Raw genomic sequence first — 19,357 nt, forward strand, 5'->3', positions numbered from 1 at the left:
TCCTGTTATGGGAACTGAAGTGAAATTACTTGTGGGCCTGGGAAATCCAGGCCCCGAGTATGAAAGAACTCGCCACAACGCTGGTTTCTGGTTAGTCGAAGACTTCTGCAGACGCCACGCAATTACACTGTCCCCTGATTCAAAAAGCAAAGCCCTGATTGGACGCTGGCAACAAGGCGCTCACGATCTCCGCATTGTATTACCGCAAAATTTTATGAACCGCAGTGGCTTTTCAGTCGCAGCTCTGGCTAACTTTTATAAAATACCAGCCAATGAAATTTTAGTGGCTTACGACGAGCTCGATTTACCCCCTGGCATTGCAAAGTTTAAGAAAGGTGGAGGTGCTGGCGGGCACAACGGAATTAAAGACATTATTGCCCAGACCGGCAGTCAGGACTTTATGCGACTGCGTATTGGCATTGGCCATCCGGGCGATAAAACGAAAGTAACAGGTTTTGTATTAGGCAAAGCCTCAGCTAATGAACAGCGGCTTATTGATGATTGCATCGATGAGGCCAGCCGCAGTATCGACACATTAATGGTGGACGGCTGGGGACCTGCATTGCAGCGCCTCCACAGCTACCGCCCTGAACAGAAAGGCTAAATTCTCATGGGATTTCGATGTGGTATCGTTGGTTTACCAAACGTGGGTAAATCCACACTCTTCAACGCACTGACAAAAGCAGGCATTGAAGCTGCAAACTTTCCGTTTTGTACCATCGAGCCAAATACCGGCGTTGTACCTGTACCTGATCCACGCCTGGACAAGTTAGCCGCTATAGTTAACCCTCAGCGAGTCATTCCGACAACCATGGAGTTCGTCGATATCGCAGGGCTGGTAAAAGGCGCTTCGAAAGGTGAAGGCTTAGGTAATCAGTTTTTAGCAAACATCCGCGAAACCGACGCTATTGGTCATGTGGTACGCTGTTTTGAAGATGACAACATTGTGCATGTTAGCGGCGGCATTGATCCAGCCGATGACATCGATACTATCAACACTGAGTTAGCACTCGCTGATTTAGACTCCGTTGATAAATCTCTCTATCGTTTGGCTAAAAAAGCTAAAGGCGGAGATGCGCAGGCCAAAGCAGAAATTGCGGTACTGGAAAAACTGAAGCCAGCACTTGATGAAGGCAAAATGGCCCGTTCTGTTGATTTAAGCACAGATGAGCGTGCAACTATTCGCTCGTACAACTTGCTGACTTTAAAGCCTACAATGTACATTGCCAATGTGAACGAAGACGGCTTTGAAAACAACCCTCATCTGGACAAGGTCCGTGAGATTGCCGGAACGGAAAACGCTGTTGTTGTTCCTGTGTGTGCGGCTATTGAATCAGAGATTGCCGAACTGGACGAAGCAGACAAAGAAGAATTCTTAAGCGAACTGGGTCAGGATGAGCCCGGGCTTAACCGCGTCATTCGTGGCGGCTATGAGCTACTAAATCTGCACACCTACTTCACTGCCGGCGTAAAAGAAGTTCGCGCCTGGACGGTTAAGATTGGCTCAACGGCTCCACAGGCAGCCGGACGTATCCACACCGACTTTGAGAAAGGTTTTATCCGTGCTGAAATCGTTGGTTACGATGATTACATTGCCAACAATGGTGAGCAAGGCGCTAAAGATGCCGGTAAATGGCGCTTAGAAGGGAAAGAGTACATCGTAAAAGACGGCGATGTCATTCACTTCCGCTTTAACGTTTAATGAGCGACAAGTGGCTCGCAAAGGCGAGCCACTTTTTCATTACTCTTCGACAATATCGCCATGCATTGGCGCCAGCAAACCTAATAGCTGATTCTGAGCTGAAACTGGCACATCCTGCTTTTCCATTGCAACAATTAAATGCTCAACCAAGGCGTTAAAATCAGCATTATCAACGCCCATATTACGGTGAGATGTTTTCATATCTTCACCGCTGTAATCGCAAGGTCCACCACTTAAATCGCAAACCTGCTCACTGATTAGCTTATGGACACGCATAATATCCACACCATCAAAATGATGAGCAATGCGGTCGTCCCCACCAACACGATAAAGCATTTCTTCGACGATGGTTTCGATGCCTTCCTGCTCACCTAACTGCTGATATAAATTCTGTGCAAACGTCAGTGGTGTAAATAACAATAACGCCAATAACAAACCTACTCTCATAACGTCTCCTTAGAAGGCTGCCTGAACTGATAAATACCAGCCTGTTTGATCATCTAATCCGGCAATAGAGCCTAAATCTGTATAGGCCCCCACCACCGACACATGCTTGTTTGGAAAGTAGGCCACAAACACATCTTTCCAATCTTGTTCTTCCGCAAAGCTTAAATTGTCCGGCTTCTGTCGATACTCAACACCTACAGCCCAATAACGATTAATAAAAGCCGCAACTGAAGCTTCGGCTAACCAATCACGATCATTTTCTTTATCACCGCCAAAGCCTAGCAACCCAAGTTGGTTGGCTTTACTTGAACGCACCGTTAGGTTCGCAACCCAGGTACGATGGAAAGGACCATCTAACCAAGCTTTTGCCGCACTGACATACCAGTCGACACTGCTATCGTCCTGAGAGCCGACTGCTGACGGCAGTGCGTAATCGTTATTTTCTTTGTGTTGTAATCCCACACTAATTTGAGGTAAATCGCCATAAATAAGGTCACCCGCTACGCGTACTTTCGCACCAAGAATGCTTTGACTCAGTTCACCACCAATGGTCGACAGGTCAAAGGTTTGTTCGGCATAGGACACTTCAATTCGGTTACTCCAGCTTAAACTGGCTCCCTGCACGCTCAGGCGAAAGTCATCAACACTCACTTCACTTAAATTTATCGTCGCACCAAACTGATCCTCGCCAGCATAACTGCTTAATGTTGCCCAGGGCACGATCCCACCACCTCCGGAACCTTCAAGCGTACTGGCACCTCCGGTCGCTAATAAACGTGCGCCTTGGTCTGCAAAAGTTAATGGGGTAAAACATAAAGCACAAGCCAGCAGAGTGCTATTTCCAAATAATAAGCGCTTTCTCATAGTTCATTCTCATCTGTTCACATCATGGTTATTTAAGTAATCGGCAAAATCTGAAATTGGTAAAGGTTTGCTAAAGAAATACCCCTGCAGCTCGTCACATTGTAGAGCCTGCAAGACTTTCCAGCTGGCCTCGTCTTCTACCCCCTCAGCAACAACGTGAAGGCCAAGTTCATGCGCAAGTTGTATGGTCGAGCGAACAATGGACTTATCCATTGAGTCTTCGCTTAAGTGCTGCACAAAAGCTCTGTCGACTTTTAATTCTTCCACCGGAAGACGCCTCAACTGCGCAAGCGATGAATGGCCTGTGCCATAGTCATCAATCGATATGGAGAAGCCAATACGTTTCAATGTTTCTAACCTTGCTATCGCCTTTTCGGGATCTTTCATAACGGCACTTTCAGTTACTTCCAGAACCAGCAGTTTGGGCAGATCAGGAAAGTCTTTTATCAATTGTTCAAAAAGTAGCGGCAGAGCATCACTTAATAAGTCAACCGCCGATAAATTGATGCTCAATTTCAGCGCCCGACCTTGCTCATGCCATTGATGAAGCAGCTTGGATGATTCCCGACAGACCCATTCAGTGAGCTCTGTAATAGCGCCCGACTGCTCCGCTAGCGGAATAAACTCGTCGGGACCAACAAAGCCAAGAGTCTCACTCTGCCAACGCAATAATACTTCAGCACCTACAACGGAGCCTGTTTGGCAATTAATTTTGGGTTGCAAGACCAAATGCAACTCTTTTTCTTCTACCGCATTTTTCAGCGACTCGATAATTTGCAACCGACGCATGTGCTGCTCATCGAGCCCTGTTTGATATTCAACATAGAAGCTTTGTTGAAGTTTCGCTTGCTGCACACTCACCTGCGCACGGCGAATAAGCAAATCGACATCACTTCCTTGTTCAGGGAAATAAACAACACCCAGGTTAAACGCCAATCGATAATCGCTGTCGCCGACTTTAAAAGGAGACTTCAGAAAGGCTTTTAGCTGCTCAATTCTGTTATCCAGATTAAGCTTTAACGTTTCGTTAGAATACAGAATAGCGAATTCATCACCACCAACCCGAGCCAGTAGTTCAGAGTTATCACAACATTGCTGTAAACGGATTGATAATTGGCGCAGAATATCATCACCGATTTCTTGCCCTACACTGTCATTGAGCACTCTGAACTGATGAATATTTAGCAGCAGAAGACAGCCTCGTCCTTTCGTGTCACTGAGTAAGTTCTGTAGTTGCTCACGGAAGAACCGACGATTCGGCAAGTCGGTTAAATGATCATGAGAGGCTTGATAGGAAATTCGTTTTTCGCGTTCTGAAATAGCCTTTCGCATACTACCGAAAGCATTGGCTAAATCACCAAACTCATCGTCATTGAGCGACAAATTCGATTCACTGTAATCACCTTGCTGTAGTTTTCTCGCCGCCCCCGAAAGCTGTTGCAAAGGACGCGAAACCCCTCGTCCAATAATCGCTGCCAACAACATAGCAACGATTAAAGCTGCCAAAGCAATTAAAATTATCTGCCAACGGAGACGAGTAAACTCCGCCGTAGCGGCATCGAGTGAGGTCGTTAAAACCACATGAACGGCATCGTTTGAGCCTGCCTCGAGTATGACTTCATTTCCGGCAAGGTCGTATTTCAACAACCAGTCATCCATCGCCTTATCGTCATTTTTTAACACTTCAGATAAGGCTGATACATATTCATCTTCCAGACTCGATGCAACCACGTCCTTCGAGTTTTCCAGCCACAAACTAATATCAGCATTAGCCAGACTTTTTAATTCCTGAGCTAAATCTGAGTCTACTTCAAAACCTAAAGTCGCCCAGGCAATTAAATTAGGCGCATTAACAGGCACCGTAACCAATTGGAACAGCTCCTCTTCAACAACCGCCAGTTCACGGTTTAACCCCGCAGTTCGGGGGTTAATACGCAGTTGTTCAAAGGTATGAGAAGAAGCTATTTCACTACCATCCGGCGTCTGCAAAACCATAAGCTCAGCTTCAATGCGTTCACCATGGTTTACTAGCGCCGAAACAATCGTTTCCCGGTCCTTTGAAGAAACCGCTCGTTTAAACCCAAAGTCACCCGTCAGCACTTCAGCTGCCTGCAACAATTGAGCACTGCGGCTATCGAGTAGCTCTCTAAAAACTCGTTCGCTGACCCCAAGCTCTCTTTCAATCGAACGTTCAAGTTGGTTTTCTGTTGCAATCCAGACTGCGGCCAGGGCAACCAATAAGGCGCCAGCTACTAACCCTGCAAGGATGACGGTTAGCCGGGTTCGAAACCGTGTGATCATTGGTTCCCTTTGCGGTTAAACCGCTGCTCTAAACGCGAGGGCTCTTTTTCATCTTGCTGCGGAGGTGACACCTGAACTTGCCCCGTCAGTTTCCCTTCATTTGATGTTAATACCACACTTTGAGCTCGTGACAATTGATCCCCCATCCAAAAATGCCAGACTCTTACTTTTTTCAATTTTTCGCCTTTAGGCAGTTGTAGTTCCGTTATCCCTTTTTCATCCGTCACAGCAATGTCGTAATCGTCACTCACCAGGACATAAGCAATCATCTGATCATGGATGTTACAGCCTAAAGTGACTATGCCTTCCTTATCGAAGTTAACGCTCGGTTGCTCTTTATCCGAATAAAGTTTCAGCTCAAAATTCTTGGCCTCGGAAAAAGAATAAACATTATGACGAATATTATCACTGTTCGGGAAAACGACATCGGTACCCGAGTCAACCGCACTGACAGTTGGGGTAAATTGTTTATCAACCTGATCCACAATTGCCTTCTTACCGCTTTCGGTTGACGACATTTTCTTATCAATTAATACGGCGGCATTTTCTAATGGCTTTCCGTTTGCGGCCAAAATTTCAACTTTTACAGTTTTGGCAATCACATTGGGAGAACTAAAAAAAAGCAACATAACAGCGACCGACCAATATTTCACAGGTAACCCCTTTTAAAATTTATCATGACGTTTGCTAGTCTCATTAAACCGTAACCGAAAAAACGAAGTTGCGCTATGATTGGTTTACGTATTAATGATCCACAATGGTTCATTATTGGTAGTCTAAACAGAGAAGCTTTCACCCTTAAGCTCGATGACAGGAGGGATATTAATGAGTCAGGATTATCGCACTGAGAAAGACAGCATGGGCGAAATCAAAGTCCCCCAAAATGCACTGTATGCCGCACAGACACAGCGTGCCGTCGATAATTTTTCGATAAGCGGGCTAACACTTCCAACTCAGATGATTCAAGCCATTGCAATGATTAAGGCGAGTGCTGCTGATGCAAATGCTAAAATCGGACAGCTCACAACAGCTCAAGCTGACGCTATTATTAAGGCAGCTAAAGAAATCATTAACGGGCAACACTTAGAGCACTTCCCTGTCGATGTATTTCAAACGGGCTCGGGCACGAGTTCTAACATGAATATGAACGAAGTCATTGCCAATTTAGCTAAACAAGATGGCATCGAAATTCACCCTAATGACCATGTCAACCAAAGCCAGTCGAGCAACGATGTTATTCCTACAGCTATTCAGGTTTCAAGTGTACTGGCTGTAGAAAAGCAGTTGCAACCGGCCCTGAAAAGCCTTATTGACACCATTCGTAGCAAAGCCATTGAATTGCGTGACGTGGTAAAAACCGGCAGAACTCACCTAATGGATGCCATGCCCATGACGATGGCACAAGAACTGGAAGCTTGGGCTGGTCAGCTAGAAATCACCTCTGAGCAACTTCCACAGTTATTGCAACGCAGCCGAGTTCTCCCACAGGGCGGTACGGCAATAGGTACCGGAATTAATGCGCCAAAAGAATTTGCCGCTAGGTTTGCCGACGCCTTAACTCAGTTAAGTGGTAGTGAATTTAAGCATTCAACGAATCCCTTTACTGGTATTGCAGGACAAGAAGTCAATCTGCAGCTCTCGTCTCAACTCAATACCCTGGCAACAACCTTACTGAAAGTCAGTAACGATTTACGCTGGATGAACAGTGGTCCACTGGCTGGTTTGGGTGAAATTCAGCTAACCGCGTTACAGCCAGGAAGTAGCATTATGCCGGGTAAAGTAAACCCAGTGATTCCAGAAGCTGTTGCTATGGTTGCGGCGCAGATTAACGGCAACCACACCACCATTACCACCGCAGCACAGCAAGGTAACTTTCAGTTAAATGTCATGCTGCCGGTTATTGGCTACAACTTACTGCAGTCCATTGAGTTACTCAGTAACAGTTGTCATGCTCTGGCAACCAAAGCCATTGCCGACTTTCAGGTAAACGAAGAGCGACTGCAACAAGCGTTATCTAAAAATCCTGTTTTGGTCACCGCCCTTAACCCCGTCATTGGCTACAATAAAGCAGCTGAAATTGCCAAGGCAGCTTATAAAGATGGACGCGCCATTATTGATGTTGCCGATGAAATGACGGATTTAGGCCGCGAGCGACTCGAACAGTTGCTGAATCCGAAAAAGCTAACCGAAGGTGGCGTTAATGAATAACACCGTCAGAGTTTGGAGTAAAAAATGAGTCAACAACAAGTTTTAATTACGGGTGCTAACCGTGGTATAGGCTATGAGTTTGCCCGTCAGTATGCCCAGCAAGGCGATAAAGTCATCGCTGTTTGCCGTAACAGCTCAAAGCAACTGACTGAGTTAGACGTCGATATTATTGAAGGCATTGATGTCACAAAAGCATCTGATCTGCTTCGTCTTGCGGAGAGTCTCGGCGAAAAGAAAATCGACCTACTGATTAATAACGCAGGCCTTTTACACAAAGACGTATTAGGAGAAATTGACGCTGGCAATATACGCGCTCAGTTTGAAGTCAATGCACTAGCGCCACTAAGAGTAACCGAGGCTTTATTACCTAACCTTCATAAAGGCAGCAAAGTCGCGCTGATTACCAGCCGCATGGGCTCCATTGCTGACAATGGTTCCGGCAGTCGTTACGGTTACCGTATGTCAAAGGCTGCATTAAATGCCGCCGGGAAATCTCTCGCTCTGGACTTAAAAGATCAGGGAATTTCCGTGGTTTTATTACATCCGGGTTTTGTGCAAACTGATATGGTTAATCATGCTGGCGACATTCCCCCGGAAACGGCAGCAGAACGTTTAATGCTGCGCATTGAGGAATTGAGTTTAGACACCACTGGACAGTTTTTCCATAGTAACGGAGAAAGCTTGCCCTGGTAATCTGATGCCTTTTTAAGCAAATAACTGTTTTTTTGCTCAAACGCGTCCGTTAATCTCGTTTTTTCTTAAAAATAGGTTGACGGGCTGCAGAGCGATTTGCATAATACGCGCCGCACTCACAGAGAGCGGTAAGTAAAAAGGTAAGGCTACGTAGCTCAGCTGGTTAGAGCACAGCACTCATAATGCTGGGGTCGCAAGTTCGAATCTCGCCGTAGCCACCAACCTTTAACTGATCATGATGCGGACGTGGTGGAATTGGTAGACACGCTGGATTTAGGTTCCAGTGCCTCACGGCGTGAGAGTTCAAGTCTCTCCGTCCGCACCAACTCTCAGAGCAGCTAAAATTGGGGCATAGCCAAGCGGTAAGGCAGCGGGTTTTGATCCCGCGATTCCCAGGTTCGATCCCTGGTGCCCCAGCCATTAGTTGTTTCCAAAACGTGATTGCGGTCCTAGTAGGATGGGGCATAGCCAAGCGGTAAGGCAGCGGGTTTTGATCCCGCGATTCCCAGGTTCGATCCCTGGTGCCCCAGCCATACTAACTACTGTTGCGGTGGTGGCGGAATTGGTAGACGCGCTAGCTTCAGGTGCTAGTGTCCGTAAGGACGTGGGGGTTCAAGTCCCCCCCTCCGCACCACATTACTCAAGTGTTATTCTGCTTAAGTAAGAGTGGAAAAACAGAAAGGCCACCTTAAGGTGGTTTTTTTGTGTCTACTATTTACCTACAGCCTGCTCTAGCAACCAACGCTTAACCCAGGGTACACCCGCTACTTTCAATGACGCTGATGTTGCCAGCTGCATTAATGGTTTGCTGTTGCGCCAACCAAACTGTATCGCATCCATCATTCGCATCATTTTTGCATTTTCACCCTGACGAATGCTTTCATACTCAATCAACGCAGAACTTTGCGAGCGTCGCTGCAAAACATCTGTTAAGCAACGAATATCAGCAAAGCCAAGATTAACACCCTGCCCGGCCATCGGATGAATGCTATGCGCCGCATCGCCCAATAACGCTACAGAGCCTGATTTCACGTAGCTTTTAGCGTGTTTTCTCTGTAGCGCAAAACTGGCACTTTTGAGTAAACAAAAGTCACCGACATGGGGCAAGAACGCCTTTTTCAAATGCTTTTCAAGCGCATTCTTATCTTTTTCAAGACGATTAATATCATCTCGTAAGCCATAGTCAATAAGACAGGCCTGCTGTTCAGTCAGTGGCAATAGCGCATAAGGCCCTTGGCGACGGAACACTTCCCAAGTTTCAGGTCCTATTGGCTTTTCTAAACTGACATTGGCCAATAAACAGCGCTGCTCGTAATCCCAGCCGCGATAGGAAAAACCAGCCAGTTGAGCGACTTTAGAATTAGCGCCGTCACATCCCAGTAAAAGGTCATAATTCAGCGCATCCCCCTGACTTAGAAGCGCGGTTTTTGAGCGAGTATCAAGCTTATCAAGAGTTTCTCCGGTAACTAAATTAACGTTTCTAAGAGTGCGTAATTGAGCCCAGAGAGCGAACTGCAATGCGTTGTTTTCAACCATGACACCCAGCCTGGTTAAGCCAGCTTCTTTCGCGTGAAAACTCAAACGTTGACCGCCCAGCGACGTCACAGTTAACTGCTGGTAATCAAATACTCGTTGTGGACGCAAACAATCGCGAATACCCAGCGCCAACAACCACTCCCAGTTGCTGTTATTAACAGAGGAGATGCGTAAATCCCAATCAGGCTCCTTACTGTTGTCGGCACTTGGTGGTTTCGGTTCAAGCAAGGTGACATGCGCCCCTTTTTGAGCTAATGCTAAAGCTGCTGCTGCGCCGACCATTCCGCCGCCATTTATCAATACAGATAGCTGTTCCATGTACCTCGCTCTCACTCCTGACATTCCTTCTAGCCCTTATAAATAACACATCTCCTTAAGAATTTCCGTTATCATAGTCAATAAGACGATGTTCAGAGTGTTTTTTATGCAGTCCAGGGAAAGTTCACAAAAAGCGGTCATTATTGCTTCTTTGCTTATCTTAAGTGCGGAGGCAAGTTTTGCAGGCGTGAGTGCCCTGGTAAAGTACATCAGTCAGGATCAACCGTTTGAGCAGTTGGTCTTCTTCCGAAATGTAACCGCTTTTCTTGTGTTACTCCCCTGGTTATGGCGGAAGGGACTGGGTAACTTAAAAACACAGCGCCTAAAGCTACACCTTATTCGGGGGGCTGCCGGTATCACCGCGATGTACTTGTTTTTCTACGCCATTGCGACCATTCCACTGGCGCAGGCAACCCTGGTTCTGTTGTTATCGCCCTTCTTAATTCCGGTGATTGGCTGGCTTTGGTTGCGGGATTATGTAGCCAGACAAACCTGGCTAGCCATAGCACTTGGCTTTATCGGCGTATTTATCTTTCTTGACCCTATGAACAGCGAACTTTCGCCTGTTATTGGTTTGGCCTTTTTAGCAGCCGCCTTAGCCGCTTTTACAAAAACGGTAATACGTCGAATGTCGAATACCGAGTCGACCAGTAAAATTGTGTTCTACTTTTCCACTCTGGCAACTATCGCTTCGGGTATTCCTCTACTATGGCTATGGCAGCCCATTCCTACTCAGCACTGGCTGGGCGTTATCGCTATGGGACTCCTTGCTGTATACGGTCAGCTCGCTATGACCAAAGCTTTTTCCATTGCACCGCCAGCAAAAGTTGGCGTGTTTACCTACAGCTCGGTTCTATTTGCCGCGTTACTTGGTTACTGGTTGTTTGGTGAAGAGCTGGCCTGGCACATGCTATGGGGCGCGTTAATCATTGTTGTTGCAGGCTATTTTGCTATACGAACACGGCGTAAAAGTTAATCACTGCAAACTTGGCAATCTGCTCCAATACACGATAAAATAAGCGCCTTATACGAAATCCATCAAACATCGAGTGGTCATGAGTAAGAAGTTATATATCAAAACCTGGGGTTGCCAGATGAACGAGTACGATTCTACCAAAATGGCGGAACTGCTCCATTCAACCCACGGCTACGATGTCGCCGAAGAAGCTGAAGAAGCTGACTTAATTCTGTTAAATACCTGCTCCATTCGTGAAAAGGCGCAGGAAAAAGTCTTTCACCAGTTGGGTCGCTGGAAAAACCTGAAAAAGAACAACCCGAATTTGTTGATAGGGGTTGGTGGCTGCGTTGCTTCTCAGGAAGGCAATGAAATTCGCGCTCGTGCGCCTTTTGTCGATATTATCTTTGGCCCTCAAACCCTGCACCGTTTACCAGAAATGGTTAATCAGGTCAGTGAAACTCATGCGCCAATGGTCGATGTGTCCTTCCCGGAAATTGAAAAATTTGATCGTCTTGCGGAACCTAAAGCGGACGGCGCCAGTGCTTTTGTTTCTATTATGGAAGGCTGCAGCAAATACTGCTCTTTCTGCGTAGTGCCTTACACTCGCGGTGAGGAAGTCAGTCGTCCGGTGGATGATGTCATTTATGAAATTGCTCAACTGGCAGAGCAAGGCGTTCGCGAAGTGAACTTGTTAGGGCAAAACGTTAACGCTTACCGTGGTGAACATTATGATGGTGCCGTTTGTCGTTTTGCTGAATTGCTGCACATGGTTGCTGCAATCGATGGTATTGACCGCATTCGCTATACCACTTCACATCCGGTCGAATTTACTGACGACATTACTGAAGCTTACAAAACCATTCCTGAACTGGTCAGTCATTTACACTTACCGGTTCAAAGCGGTTCCGACCGTATACTAACAATGATGAAGCGCGGCCACACCGCTTTAGAATACAAATCGAAAATTCGGGCCTTGAAAAAAGCGCGTCCTGATATTGCCATGTCATCAGACTTTATTATCGGTTTTCCCGGTGAAAGCGATGCTGATTTTGAAGCAACCATGGATCTTATTCAGAGCATTGACTTCGATATGAGCTTCAGCTTTATTTATAGTGCTCGTCCAGGAACACCGGCAGCTGATTTACCCGATGATATTAGCGAAGAAACAAAGAAAAAGCGTTTACAGCTTTTGCAACAACGCCTGAATCAGCAATCTATGGCCCACGCTCGTCGAATGCTGGAAACAGAGCAGCGCATTCTGGTGACCGGACCGTCGAAGAAAAACCCGATGGAGCTGACCGGACGTACTGAAAACAACCGGGTTGTAAATTTTGTTGGTCAACCCCATATGATTGGACAGTTCGTTGATGTACGTATTACCGAAGTGCTCCCTAACTCTCTGCGTGGCGAGTTAATTCGTGAAGAAGCGGATATGGGTCTTCGTGTTGACACGGCACCAGAAACTATTTTGCAACGAGGTAAATCGAGCGAACCTGATGAGTTAGGTGTTGTTCGAATCCCCCGACAAGCCAGTTAAGTAAAGAGGAAACGATTGAGTCCACAAACACAGACACTTGATTTTGAGCTAGAGCCGACGGATTCACGTCGGCTTTCCAATCTTTGCGGACCTTTAGATGAAAATCTAAAGCATGTAGAACGCCGGTTAGGCGTAGAAATAACGCATCGCGGCCATGAGTTCCGGTTGATCGGTAACGCTGCGAGCGTTTCTGCTGTACATAAGCTATTGCTTGATTTATACGTTGAAACCGCAACGGTAAAAGGCGAAAAAGGTCAGATTGAACCAGAACAGGTACATCTTGCTATTCAACAAGCCAAAGTTCTCGAGCAGAGCGGTAACCAGGGCGATCCTGCAGCCGAGAAAATGACGCATATTAAAACGAAGCGCGGTTTAATCAAGCCTCGCAATCACAACCAAGCCGGTTACGTTCGCGCCATTCTCGCTCATGATGTCAATTTTGGTATCGGCCCTGCAGGAACGGGTAAAACCTACCTGGCAGTCGCTTGTGCAGTGGACGCTCTAGAACGTCAGGAAGTGCGTCGTATCCTCTTAACTCGTCCAGCAGTAGAAGCCGGTGAAAAGTTAGGGTTCTTACCGGGAGATTTAGCCCAAAAGGTCGATCCTTACCTGCGCCCTCTTTACGATGCGTTATTTGAAATGCTTGGTTTTGAAAAAGTTGAAAAACTGATTGAACGTAACGTAATTGAAGTGGCTCCTCTGGCATATATGCGCGGTCGCACGCTTAACGACGCTTTCATTATTTTAGATGAAAGCCAGAATACCACTTGTGAGCAAATGAAGATGTTTCTGACTCGTATCGGCTTCAACTCACGGGCAGTTATTACTGGTGATATTACCCAGGTAGATTTGCCTCGGGGACAACGCTCGGGCTTAAGGCATGCGATTGAGGTACTGAATAAAGTACCTGACATTAGCTTTACTTTCTTCCAGGCCGGTGATGTCGTGCGTCACCCTGTGGTACAGCGTATTGTTCAGGCCTATGAAGAGTTTGATAAAAGCTAATGGCTGATCTCACACTCGATTATCAATTAGCGGACCGCATCACCCAAGCCCCGGACGAAGAAGCTATTCATGCTTGGGTGGTAGCGACTTTAGACTACCTACAGAAAAATGAAAAAGCGGTAGAGTTAACTGTGCGAGTCGTAGCGACAGAAGAAGCTCAGCAATTAAATCATGAGTTCCGTGGAAAAGACTACGCAACCAATGTTTTATCTTTCCCTTTTAACAGCCCGGTAGAATTACCCGTGGCACTTTTGGGTGATCTGGTTATCTGTCAAACGGTTGTCGAGCGTGAGGCTGAAGAACAACAAAAGTCAGCCATCGCCCACTGGACGCATATGGTCATACACGGTACTCTCCATTTATTAGGTTACGATCATATTGAAGATAACGAAGCAGAAGAAATGGAACAAATTGAACGTAACATCTTAGCGAGTTTGGGACTATCAGACCCGTACCAAATAACAGACAACATGGAGCTTAATACTCAATGAGCGACGACAACCCGCACTCAGCCAACGGCTCGTCGGGAAAATCCTGGGCAGCAAAACTGCTACAAGTATTTGCCGGTGAGCCGAAAAGCAGAGAAGAACTCGTCGATTTAATTCAGGACGCCGAAGATCGCGACCTTATAGACAACGATACCCGGGAGATGATCGAAGGCGTACTCGATGTTGCTGAACTCAAAGTCCGCGACATTATGATTCCACGCTCGCAGATGGTCACTATCGATATCCATCAAGGCGTTGACGAATTCTTACCTATCGTTATCGACTCGCAACACAGTCGCTATCCGGTTGTTACTGACAACAAAGACCATGTTGAAGGTATTCTGTTAGCAAAAGATCTACTCAGCTACGGCTTTAATATGACTGACGAGGCTTTTTCACTTGAGAAGGTTATGCGCCCCGCAGTTATCGTTCCTGAAAGTAAACGAGTCGATGTGTTACTCAAAGAGTTTCGCTCCAACCGCTACCATATGGCTATTGTGGTCGATGAATATGGCGGTGTTTCCGGTCTGGTGACTATTGAAGACATTCTGGAAGAAATTGTTGGCGAAATTGAGGACGAAACAGACGCTCAGGGAGATGATGAGAAAACGAACATTCGTCGCCTTAGCCCAAGTCGATATTCAATTAAAGCCTTAACAACCATTGAAGATTTTAATCAGTACTTCAACACCAACTTCAGTGATGAAGAACACGATACTGTTGGTGGTCTGGTTGCACACGGCTTTGGACATTTACCTCAGGCAGGTGAAGAAGTCACACTAGGCAATATGACGTTTAAAGTGACCAACGCAGATAAAAGACGTATTCAACAGCTACAGGTCAGCATAAACTCTGACACAGACGCCACACCGGAGTCGACACAGTAATGATGAAGCCTTCAGGAAGCGCTGTTCGCTCTGTGCTGTTACTGTTTTGTGGCGCTCTCCTGACGCTGGCCTATTCGCCTTTCCACTGGCATTGGTTGCCCTTTATCATATTGCCCTTGGTTGTCAGGCTCATATGGCCGCTTGCGCCCAGAAGAGCGTTTCGCGCAGGCTTCGTGTTTGGGTTAGGCTGGTTCGCGGCTGGGTTAAGCTGGATTTACGTCAGTATTGACCAATATGGCGGTGTCCCGCTTGCGGTAACTCTGCTACTTCTGGTGCTTCTCTTTGCTTATTTAGCGTTGTTCCCGGCCATCGCGTTTTGGTGTTGGCAAAAACTGTCACATCGTAAATTCGCCTGGCGTTTTAGTCTTCCCTTTTTCTGGCTTATCGCGGAGTTACTTCGGGGTTGGTTATTAACCGGCTTCCCATGGCTCAGCCTTGGGTACAGCCAAACCGATGGAGTCTTTGGCGGGCTGGCCTCTGTTATTGGAGAAACCGGCATTACCGTGGCGTTATGGTTTACCGCGCTAGCCGTTGTCTCTGCTCTGCGACTTAAAAAGCCTGCGTTGTTGATGATTCCACTGGTTTTCCTAACCTGTGCCGTAATATTCCCTCAAATACAGTCTACTGAGAGAAAAGCGGAGTCAATGTCAGTACTACTGGTACAAGGCAATATTCAGCAATCGTTGAAATGGCAAGCAGAGCAACAATGGCCAAACATTTTGCGCTATCTGGATTTAACTCGTCCCCAATTTGATCACGACCTGGTTATTTGGCCTGAGTCTGCCATTACTGCACTTGAGCCTTATGCGAGCGACGTACTCAATACGGTAGAGAAGTCAGCAAGTATCAATAATTCAGCGCTAATAACCGGCATTATTGACTACGACCGACTAAACGACGACTTTTATAATTCCGTCATTGTGCTGGATGATGACAGCTACAGTTATGGCAATGCAAACCGTTACCAAAAGCATCAATTGCTTCCTATTGGCGAGTTTGTTCCTTTCGAAGACCTCATACGCCCACTGGCGCCTTTATTTAATTTGCCCATGTCATCGTTTAGTCGAGGCGGATATCAGCAACCTAACCTCGAAGCTAATGGCAACAATTTAGCCATGGCGATATGTTACGAAATAGCTTTTGCAGGACAGGTTCGCAGCAATACCTACGACGATACAGACTATTTGGTCACCATCAGTAATGACACTTGGTTCGGGGATTCCCACGGTCCCTGGCAGCATATGCAGATAGCTCGTATGCGCGCTATGGAAATGGGGAAACCTCTGTTGAGAGCAACCAATAATGGTGTCACTGCGGCTATTGATGAATATGGACGTTACATTGCATTAGCGCCTCAGTTTAAAGCGACCGCACTGTCCGCTGAGGTCTACCCTGTTAGTGGCTCAACTGTATTTAATCAAATTGGTAACTGGGGCGCCATAATTCTGGCACTGTTTGGATTGTTACCGATAATCGCTACAAAACGTGCTAAGAAACGCGCTCAGACATAGTCATCGGCCGTGAAAATCAGTACACTATTAAAGGCTAAGCAGAACTAATCTGTTGCTGTTCTTTTCCATTTTTCTACAGGGATATCACTATGGAAAATATATTTGATGCCATTCTTTTTGCTGTGCTTATTGCTGCAGGTGGTCTTGGATTAAGCTCCTGGCTAATGCTGTTCGCCATTAACAAGTCAGAGCCCGCCGAAGTCAAACAACGCTCTGTTTTTGAAAACGTTTTTTTTGGTCTGGCCGGCATTATCATCATGCTTCTTATGTGGTACGCAATTAGCTAACCGATACTTAAATTCAAACGGAATCAGCAGGAATTATGCAAGAACAATACAATCCGAGCAAAATCGAATCTGCCATGCAAAAACGCTGGCAGGAACAAGACGTATTTACGGCAAAAGAACAGCCGGGCAAAGACAAGTTCTACTGCCTGTCCATGTTCCCCTACCCTAGTGGGAAACTGCATATGGGGCATGTTCGTAACTATACTTTAGGTGATGTCATTAGCCGTCATCAACGTATGCTCGGAAAAAATGTCATGCAACCTATGGGCTGGGATGCGTTTGGGTTACCTGCTGAAAACGCTGCAATACAAAACAAAACGGCACCAGCCAAATGGACATACCAGAATATCGATTACATGCGCGAGCAACTAAAAAGTCTGGGCTTCGGCTACGACTGGAATCGTGAACTGGCAACGTGTTCGCCTGATTACTATCGCTGGGAACAATGGTTCTTCACCAAGCTCTATGAAAAAGGGTTGGTGTACAAAAAGAATGCAACCGTTAACTGGGACCCTGTCGATCAAACCGTGTTAGCTAATGAACAGGTTATTGACGGTCGCGGCTGGCGTTCCGGTGCCAAAGTAGAGCAAAAAGAAATCCCTCAATGGTTTATAAAGATTACCGACTACGCTGAAGAACTGTTAGACGATCTTGAGCAGCTTGATGGCTGGCCAGAACAAGTCAAAGCAATGCAGCGTAATTGGATTGGTCGCTCGGAAGGTGTTGAAATTGACTTTAAAGTTGCTTCGACCGAGCAAACCCTAAGCGTTTATACGACCCGTCCTGACACCTTGTATGGTGTCAGCTATATGGGCGTTGCGGCACAACATCCTTTAGCTATTGAAGCGGCAAAAACCAACCCGAAGCTGGCTAACTTCATTGAAGAATGCAAAAACAGCAAAGTTGCTGAAGCTGACATTGCTACGATGGAAAAGCTGGGCATGGACACCGGTATTAAAGCCATCCATCCTATGACCGGTGAAGAAATTCCTATTTGGGTCGCTAACTTTGTTTTAATGGATTATGGCTCCGGTGCCGTTATGGCTGTACCCGCGCATGACCAGCGCGACTGGGAGTTTGCAACAAAATATCGACTAGAAATTCGTCCGGTAATCGAGCCTATTACTGGCGACAGTGATATTGAAAAAGCCGCCATTACTGAAAAAGGTACCGTTATTAACTCAGAGTCTTATAACGGCATGAGCTCTGCAGAAGCCTTTGACGCTATTGCAGCCGAGCTAAAAGAACAAGGTATTGGCGAGCGTAAAGTGAATTATCGCTTACGCGACTGGGGAGTCTCGCGTCAGCGCTATTGGGGCACGCCTATTCCGATGTTGAATTTGGAAAATGGCGAATCCGTGCCCGTTCCGGAAGACCAGTTACCGGTTAAGCTGCCAGAAGATGTGGTTATGGATGGTGTTAACTCACCGATAAAATCCGATCCTGAATGGCGTAAAACTGAATATAACGGTCAACCTGCGGAACACGAGACCGATACCTTCGATACCTTTATGGAGTCATCATGGTACTACGCGCGTTACTGCAGCGCACAAACCGATGATGCGATGTTAGATCCGGAAAAAGCCAACTACTGGCTACCCGTCGATCAATACATTGGTGGTATTGAACATGCAATTTTGCATTTACTGTACGCTCGTTTTTTCCATAAATTACTGCGAGACACTGGCTTAGTTGAATCTGACGAGCCATTCAAACGCCTGTTGTGCCAGGGTATGGTACTCGCGGACAGCTACTACCGCGAAGATGAAAAAGGCGGTAAGCAATGGGTCTCGCCTCTTGATGTCGACATTGAACGTGACGACAAAGGCGCCATTGCCGGAGCCAAACATAAACAAGACGGAAACCCAGTCAATATCGGTGGCATGAGCAAAATGTCAAAGTCGAAGAATAACGGTATTGACCCGCAAACCATGGTTGAACGTTATGGTGCAGATACCGTACGTTTATTTATGATGTTTGCCGCGCCCCCCGAGATGACATTGGAATGGTCAGACTCAGGTGTTGAAGGTGCACAACGCTTTTTACGCAGACTGTGGAAACTGACTTATGATCTGACTAACGCTGGCGGCGCTTGTTCGGGCCATAGTCTGAACGCAGATCAGAAGCAATTGCGTCGCGAATTGCATAAAACCATCGCTAAAGTCAGCGATGACATGGGACGCCGTCAGCACTTTAATACTGCCATAGCGGCTATTATGGAGTTGCTTAACCATCTGCAGAAAGCACCGCTGAAAAGCGAGTCTGACCGTCAGGTATTGGCTGAATCCATTGACGCTATTGTGCGGATGCTGGCGCCAATTACACCACACATTTGCGAGCAATTGTGGCAAGAGCTGGGACATCAAGAACCATTATCTTTCGCAGGTTGGCCTACCGTTGATGAAAGTGCGTTAGTTGAAGACGAAAAACTCATTGTGGTGCAAATTAATGGCAAAGTTCGGGCTAAGTTGACCGTGCCTGCCGACGCTTCCGCAGAACAGGTTGAGCAAATTGCTTTTGATGAAGAAGCCGTGCAAAAGCATACTGAAGGCAAAGAAGTTCGTAAAAAAATCTACGTGCCCGGAAAAATTCTCAATATTGTTGTTGGATAAACT

The 19,357-nt window shown here is 46.5% G+C and carries 17 protein-coding genes and 5 tRNA genes; 17 read left to right on the forward strand and 5 right to left on the reverse strand.

All coding sequences use genetic code 11. The features are described from left to right. Positions 1-7: 7 nt before the first annotated feature. Together pth and ychF are read left to right on the forward strand one after the other, a co-directional pair. Complete coding sequence (gene pth / locus CWI78_RS08195) at positions 8-604, forward strand: aminoacyl-tRNA hydrolase (RefSeq protein WP_126782034.1); 597 nt, start codon at positions 8-10, stop codon at positions 602-604. Positions 605-610: 6 nt separating this feature from the next. Beyond that, the gene (gene ychF / locus CWI78_RS08200) at positions 611-1,702 is read left to right on the forward strand and encodes a redox-regulated ATPase YchF (RefSeq protein WP_126782036.1); all 1,092 of its coding nucleotides are present in this window, start codon (positions 611-613) and stop codon (positions 1,700-1,702) included. A 39-nt stretch (positions 1,703-1,741) separates the two neighbouring features. On the opposite strand, the gene CWI78_RS08205 is transcribed toward ychF, so the two are convergent. The 4 genes from CWI78_RS08205 to CWI78_RS08220 are packed head-to-tail and all read right to left on the reverse strand — an operon-like array spanning position 1,742 to position 5,967. After that, a complete protein-coding gene (locus CWI78_RS08205; RefSeq protein ID WP_126782038.1) occupies positions 1,742-2,149 on the reverse strand; it encodes a group I truncated hemoglobin in 408 nt (135 codons plus the stop codon). 9 nt (positions 2,150-2,158) lie between these two features. Beyond that, entirely contained in the window at positions 2,159-3,013 is an 855-nt protein-coding gene (locus CWI78_RS08210; RefSeq protein ID WP_126782040.1) for a DUF3034 family protein, read from the reverse strand. 9 nt (positions 3,014-3,022) lie between these two features. Next, positions 3,023-5,314, reverse strand: a complete 2,292-nt coding sequence (locus CWI78_RS08215) for a bifunctional diguanylate cyclase/phosphodiesterase (protein WP_126782042.1) — start codon at positions 5,312-5,314, stop codon at positions 3,023-3,025. Further along, positions 5,311-5,967, reverse strand: coding sequence for a methylamine utilization protein (locus CWI78_RS08220; RefSeq protein WP_244213101.1), 657 nt, complete (start codon positions 5,965-5,967; stop codon positions 5,311-5,313). Before CWI78_RS08220 ends, CWI78_RS08215 begins: the two co-directional genes overlap by 4 nt. 172 nt (positions 5,968-6,139) lie before the next feature. On the opposite strand from CWI78_RS08220, the gene CWI78_RS08225 reads away from it, so the two are divergent. The 7 genes from CWI78_RS08225 to CWI78_RS08255 all read left to right on the forward strand — a co-directional run bounded on the left by CWI78_RS08225 (position 6,140) and on the right by CWI78_RS08255 (position 8,849). After that, positions 6,140-7,522 carry a class II fumarate hydratase gene (locus CWI78_RS08225; RefSeq protein WP_126782044.1) on the forward strand — a complete coding sequence of 461 codons (1,383 nt, stop codon included), beginning with the start codon at positions 6,140-6,142 and terminating at the stop codon, positions 7,520-7,522. 24 nt (positions 7,523-7,546) lie between these two features. Continuing rightward, the gene (locus CWI78_RS08230; protein WP_126782046.1) at positions 7,547-8,215 is read left to right on the forward strand and encodes an SDR family oxidoreductase; all 669 of its coding nucleotides are present in this window, start codon (positions 7,547-7,549) and stop codon (positions 8,213-8,215) included. A gap of 144 nt (positions 8,216-8,359) precedes the next feature. Continuing rightward, positions 8,360-8,436, forward strand: a tRNA-Met gene (locus CWI78_RS08235). A 19-nt stretch (positions 8,437-8,455) separates the two neighbouring features. After that, positions 8,456-8,540, forward strand: a tRNA-Leu gene (locus tag CWI78_RS08240). Positions 8,541-8,560: 20 nt separating this feature from the next. Beyond that, positions 8,561-8,635 (forward strand) — tRNA-Gln (locus CWI78_RS08245). Positions 8,636-8,673: 38 nt separating this feature from the next. Beyond that, a tRNA-Gln gene (locus tag CWI78_RS08250) sits at positions 8,674-8,748 on the forward strand. Positions 8,749-8,762: 14 nt separating this feature from the next. After that, positions 8,763-8,849: transfer RNA gene (locus tag CWI78_RS08255), tRNA-Leu, on the forward strand. A gap of 77 nt (positions 8,850-8,926) precedes the next feature. Here CWI78_RS08255 and CWI78_RS08260 read toward each other — a convergent pair. Continuing rightward, positions 8,927-10,069 (reverse strand): FAD-dependent monooxygenase, encoded by a 1,143-nt coding sequence (locus tag CWI78_RS08260; protein ID WP_126782048.1) that lies wholly within the window; start codon positions 10,067-10,069, stop codon positions 8,927-8,929. Between the two features lie 106 nt (positions 10,070-10,175). Between CWI78_RS08260 and CWI78_RS08265 the strand changes: the two genes are divergently transcribed. From CWI78_RS08265 to leuS, 8 genes are all read left to right on the forward strand, one after another. Continuing rightward, positions 10,176-11,045, forward strand: a complete 870-nt coding sequence (locus CWI78_RS08265) for a DMT family transporter (protein WP_126782050.1) — start codon at positions 10,176-10,178, stop codon at positions 11,043-11,045. 79 nt (positions 11,046-11,124) lie between these two features. Further along, entirely contained in the window at positions 11,125-12,564 is a 1,440-nt protein-coding gene (gene miaB, locus CWI78_RS08270; RefSeq protein WP_126782052.1) for a tRNA (N6-isopentenyl adenosine(37)-C2)-methylthiotransferase MiaB, read from the forward strand. Between the two features lie 15 nt (positions 12,565-12,579). Next, positions 12,580-13,569, forward strand: a complete 990-nt coding sequence (locus tag CWI78_RS08275) for a PhoH family protein (protein WP_126782053.1) — start codon at positions 12,580-12,582, stop codon at positions 13,567-13,569. After that, positions 13,569-14,060, forward strand: a complete 492-nt coding sequence (ybeY, locus tag CWI78_RS08280; RefSeq protein WP_126782055.1) for an rRNA maturation RNase YbeY — start codon at positions 13,569-13,571, stop codon at positions 14,058-14,060. The genes CWI78_RS08275 and ybeY overlap by 1 nt, the downstream gene beginning before the upstream one ends. After that, positions 14,057-14,944, forward strand: a complete 888-nt coding sequence (corC, locus tag CWI78_RS08285; protein WP_126782057.1) for a CNNM family magnesium/cobalt transport protein CorC — start codon at positions 14,057-14,059, stop codon at positions 14,942-14,944. Before ybeY ends, corC begins: the two co-directional genes overlap by 4 nt. Beyond that, positions 14,944-16,455 (forward strand): apolipoprotein N-acyltransferase, encoded by a 1,512-nt coding sequence (lnt, locus tag CWI78_RS08290; RefSeq protein WP_126782059.1) that lies wholly within the window; start codon positions 14,944-14,946, stop codon positions 16,453-16,455. Before corC ends, lnt begins: the two co-directional genes overlap by 1 nt. A gap of 89 nt (positions 16,456-16,544) precedes the next feature. Then, positions 16,545-16,742 (forward strand): hypothetical protein, encoded by a 198-nt coding sequence (locus tag CWI78_RS08295; RefSeq protein ID WP_126782061.1) that lies wholly within the window; start codon positions 16,545-16,547, stop codon positions 16,740-16,742. A gap of 35 nt (positions 16,743-16,777) precedes the next feature. Further along, entirely contained in the window at positions 16,778-19,354 is a 2,577-nt protein-coding gene (leuS, locus tag CWI78_RS08300) for a leucine--tRNA ligase (protein ID WP_126782063.1), read from the forward strand. The last annotated feature ends 3 nt before the right edge of the window (positions 19,355-19,357 follow it).

This window comes from Idiomarina ramblicola, assembly GCF_003987255.1.
GTDB lineage: Bacteria > Pseudomonadota > Gammaproteobacteria > Enterobacterales > Alteromonadaceae > Idiomarina > Idiomarina ramblicola.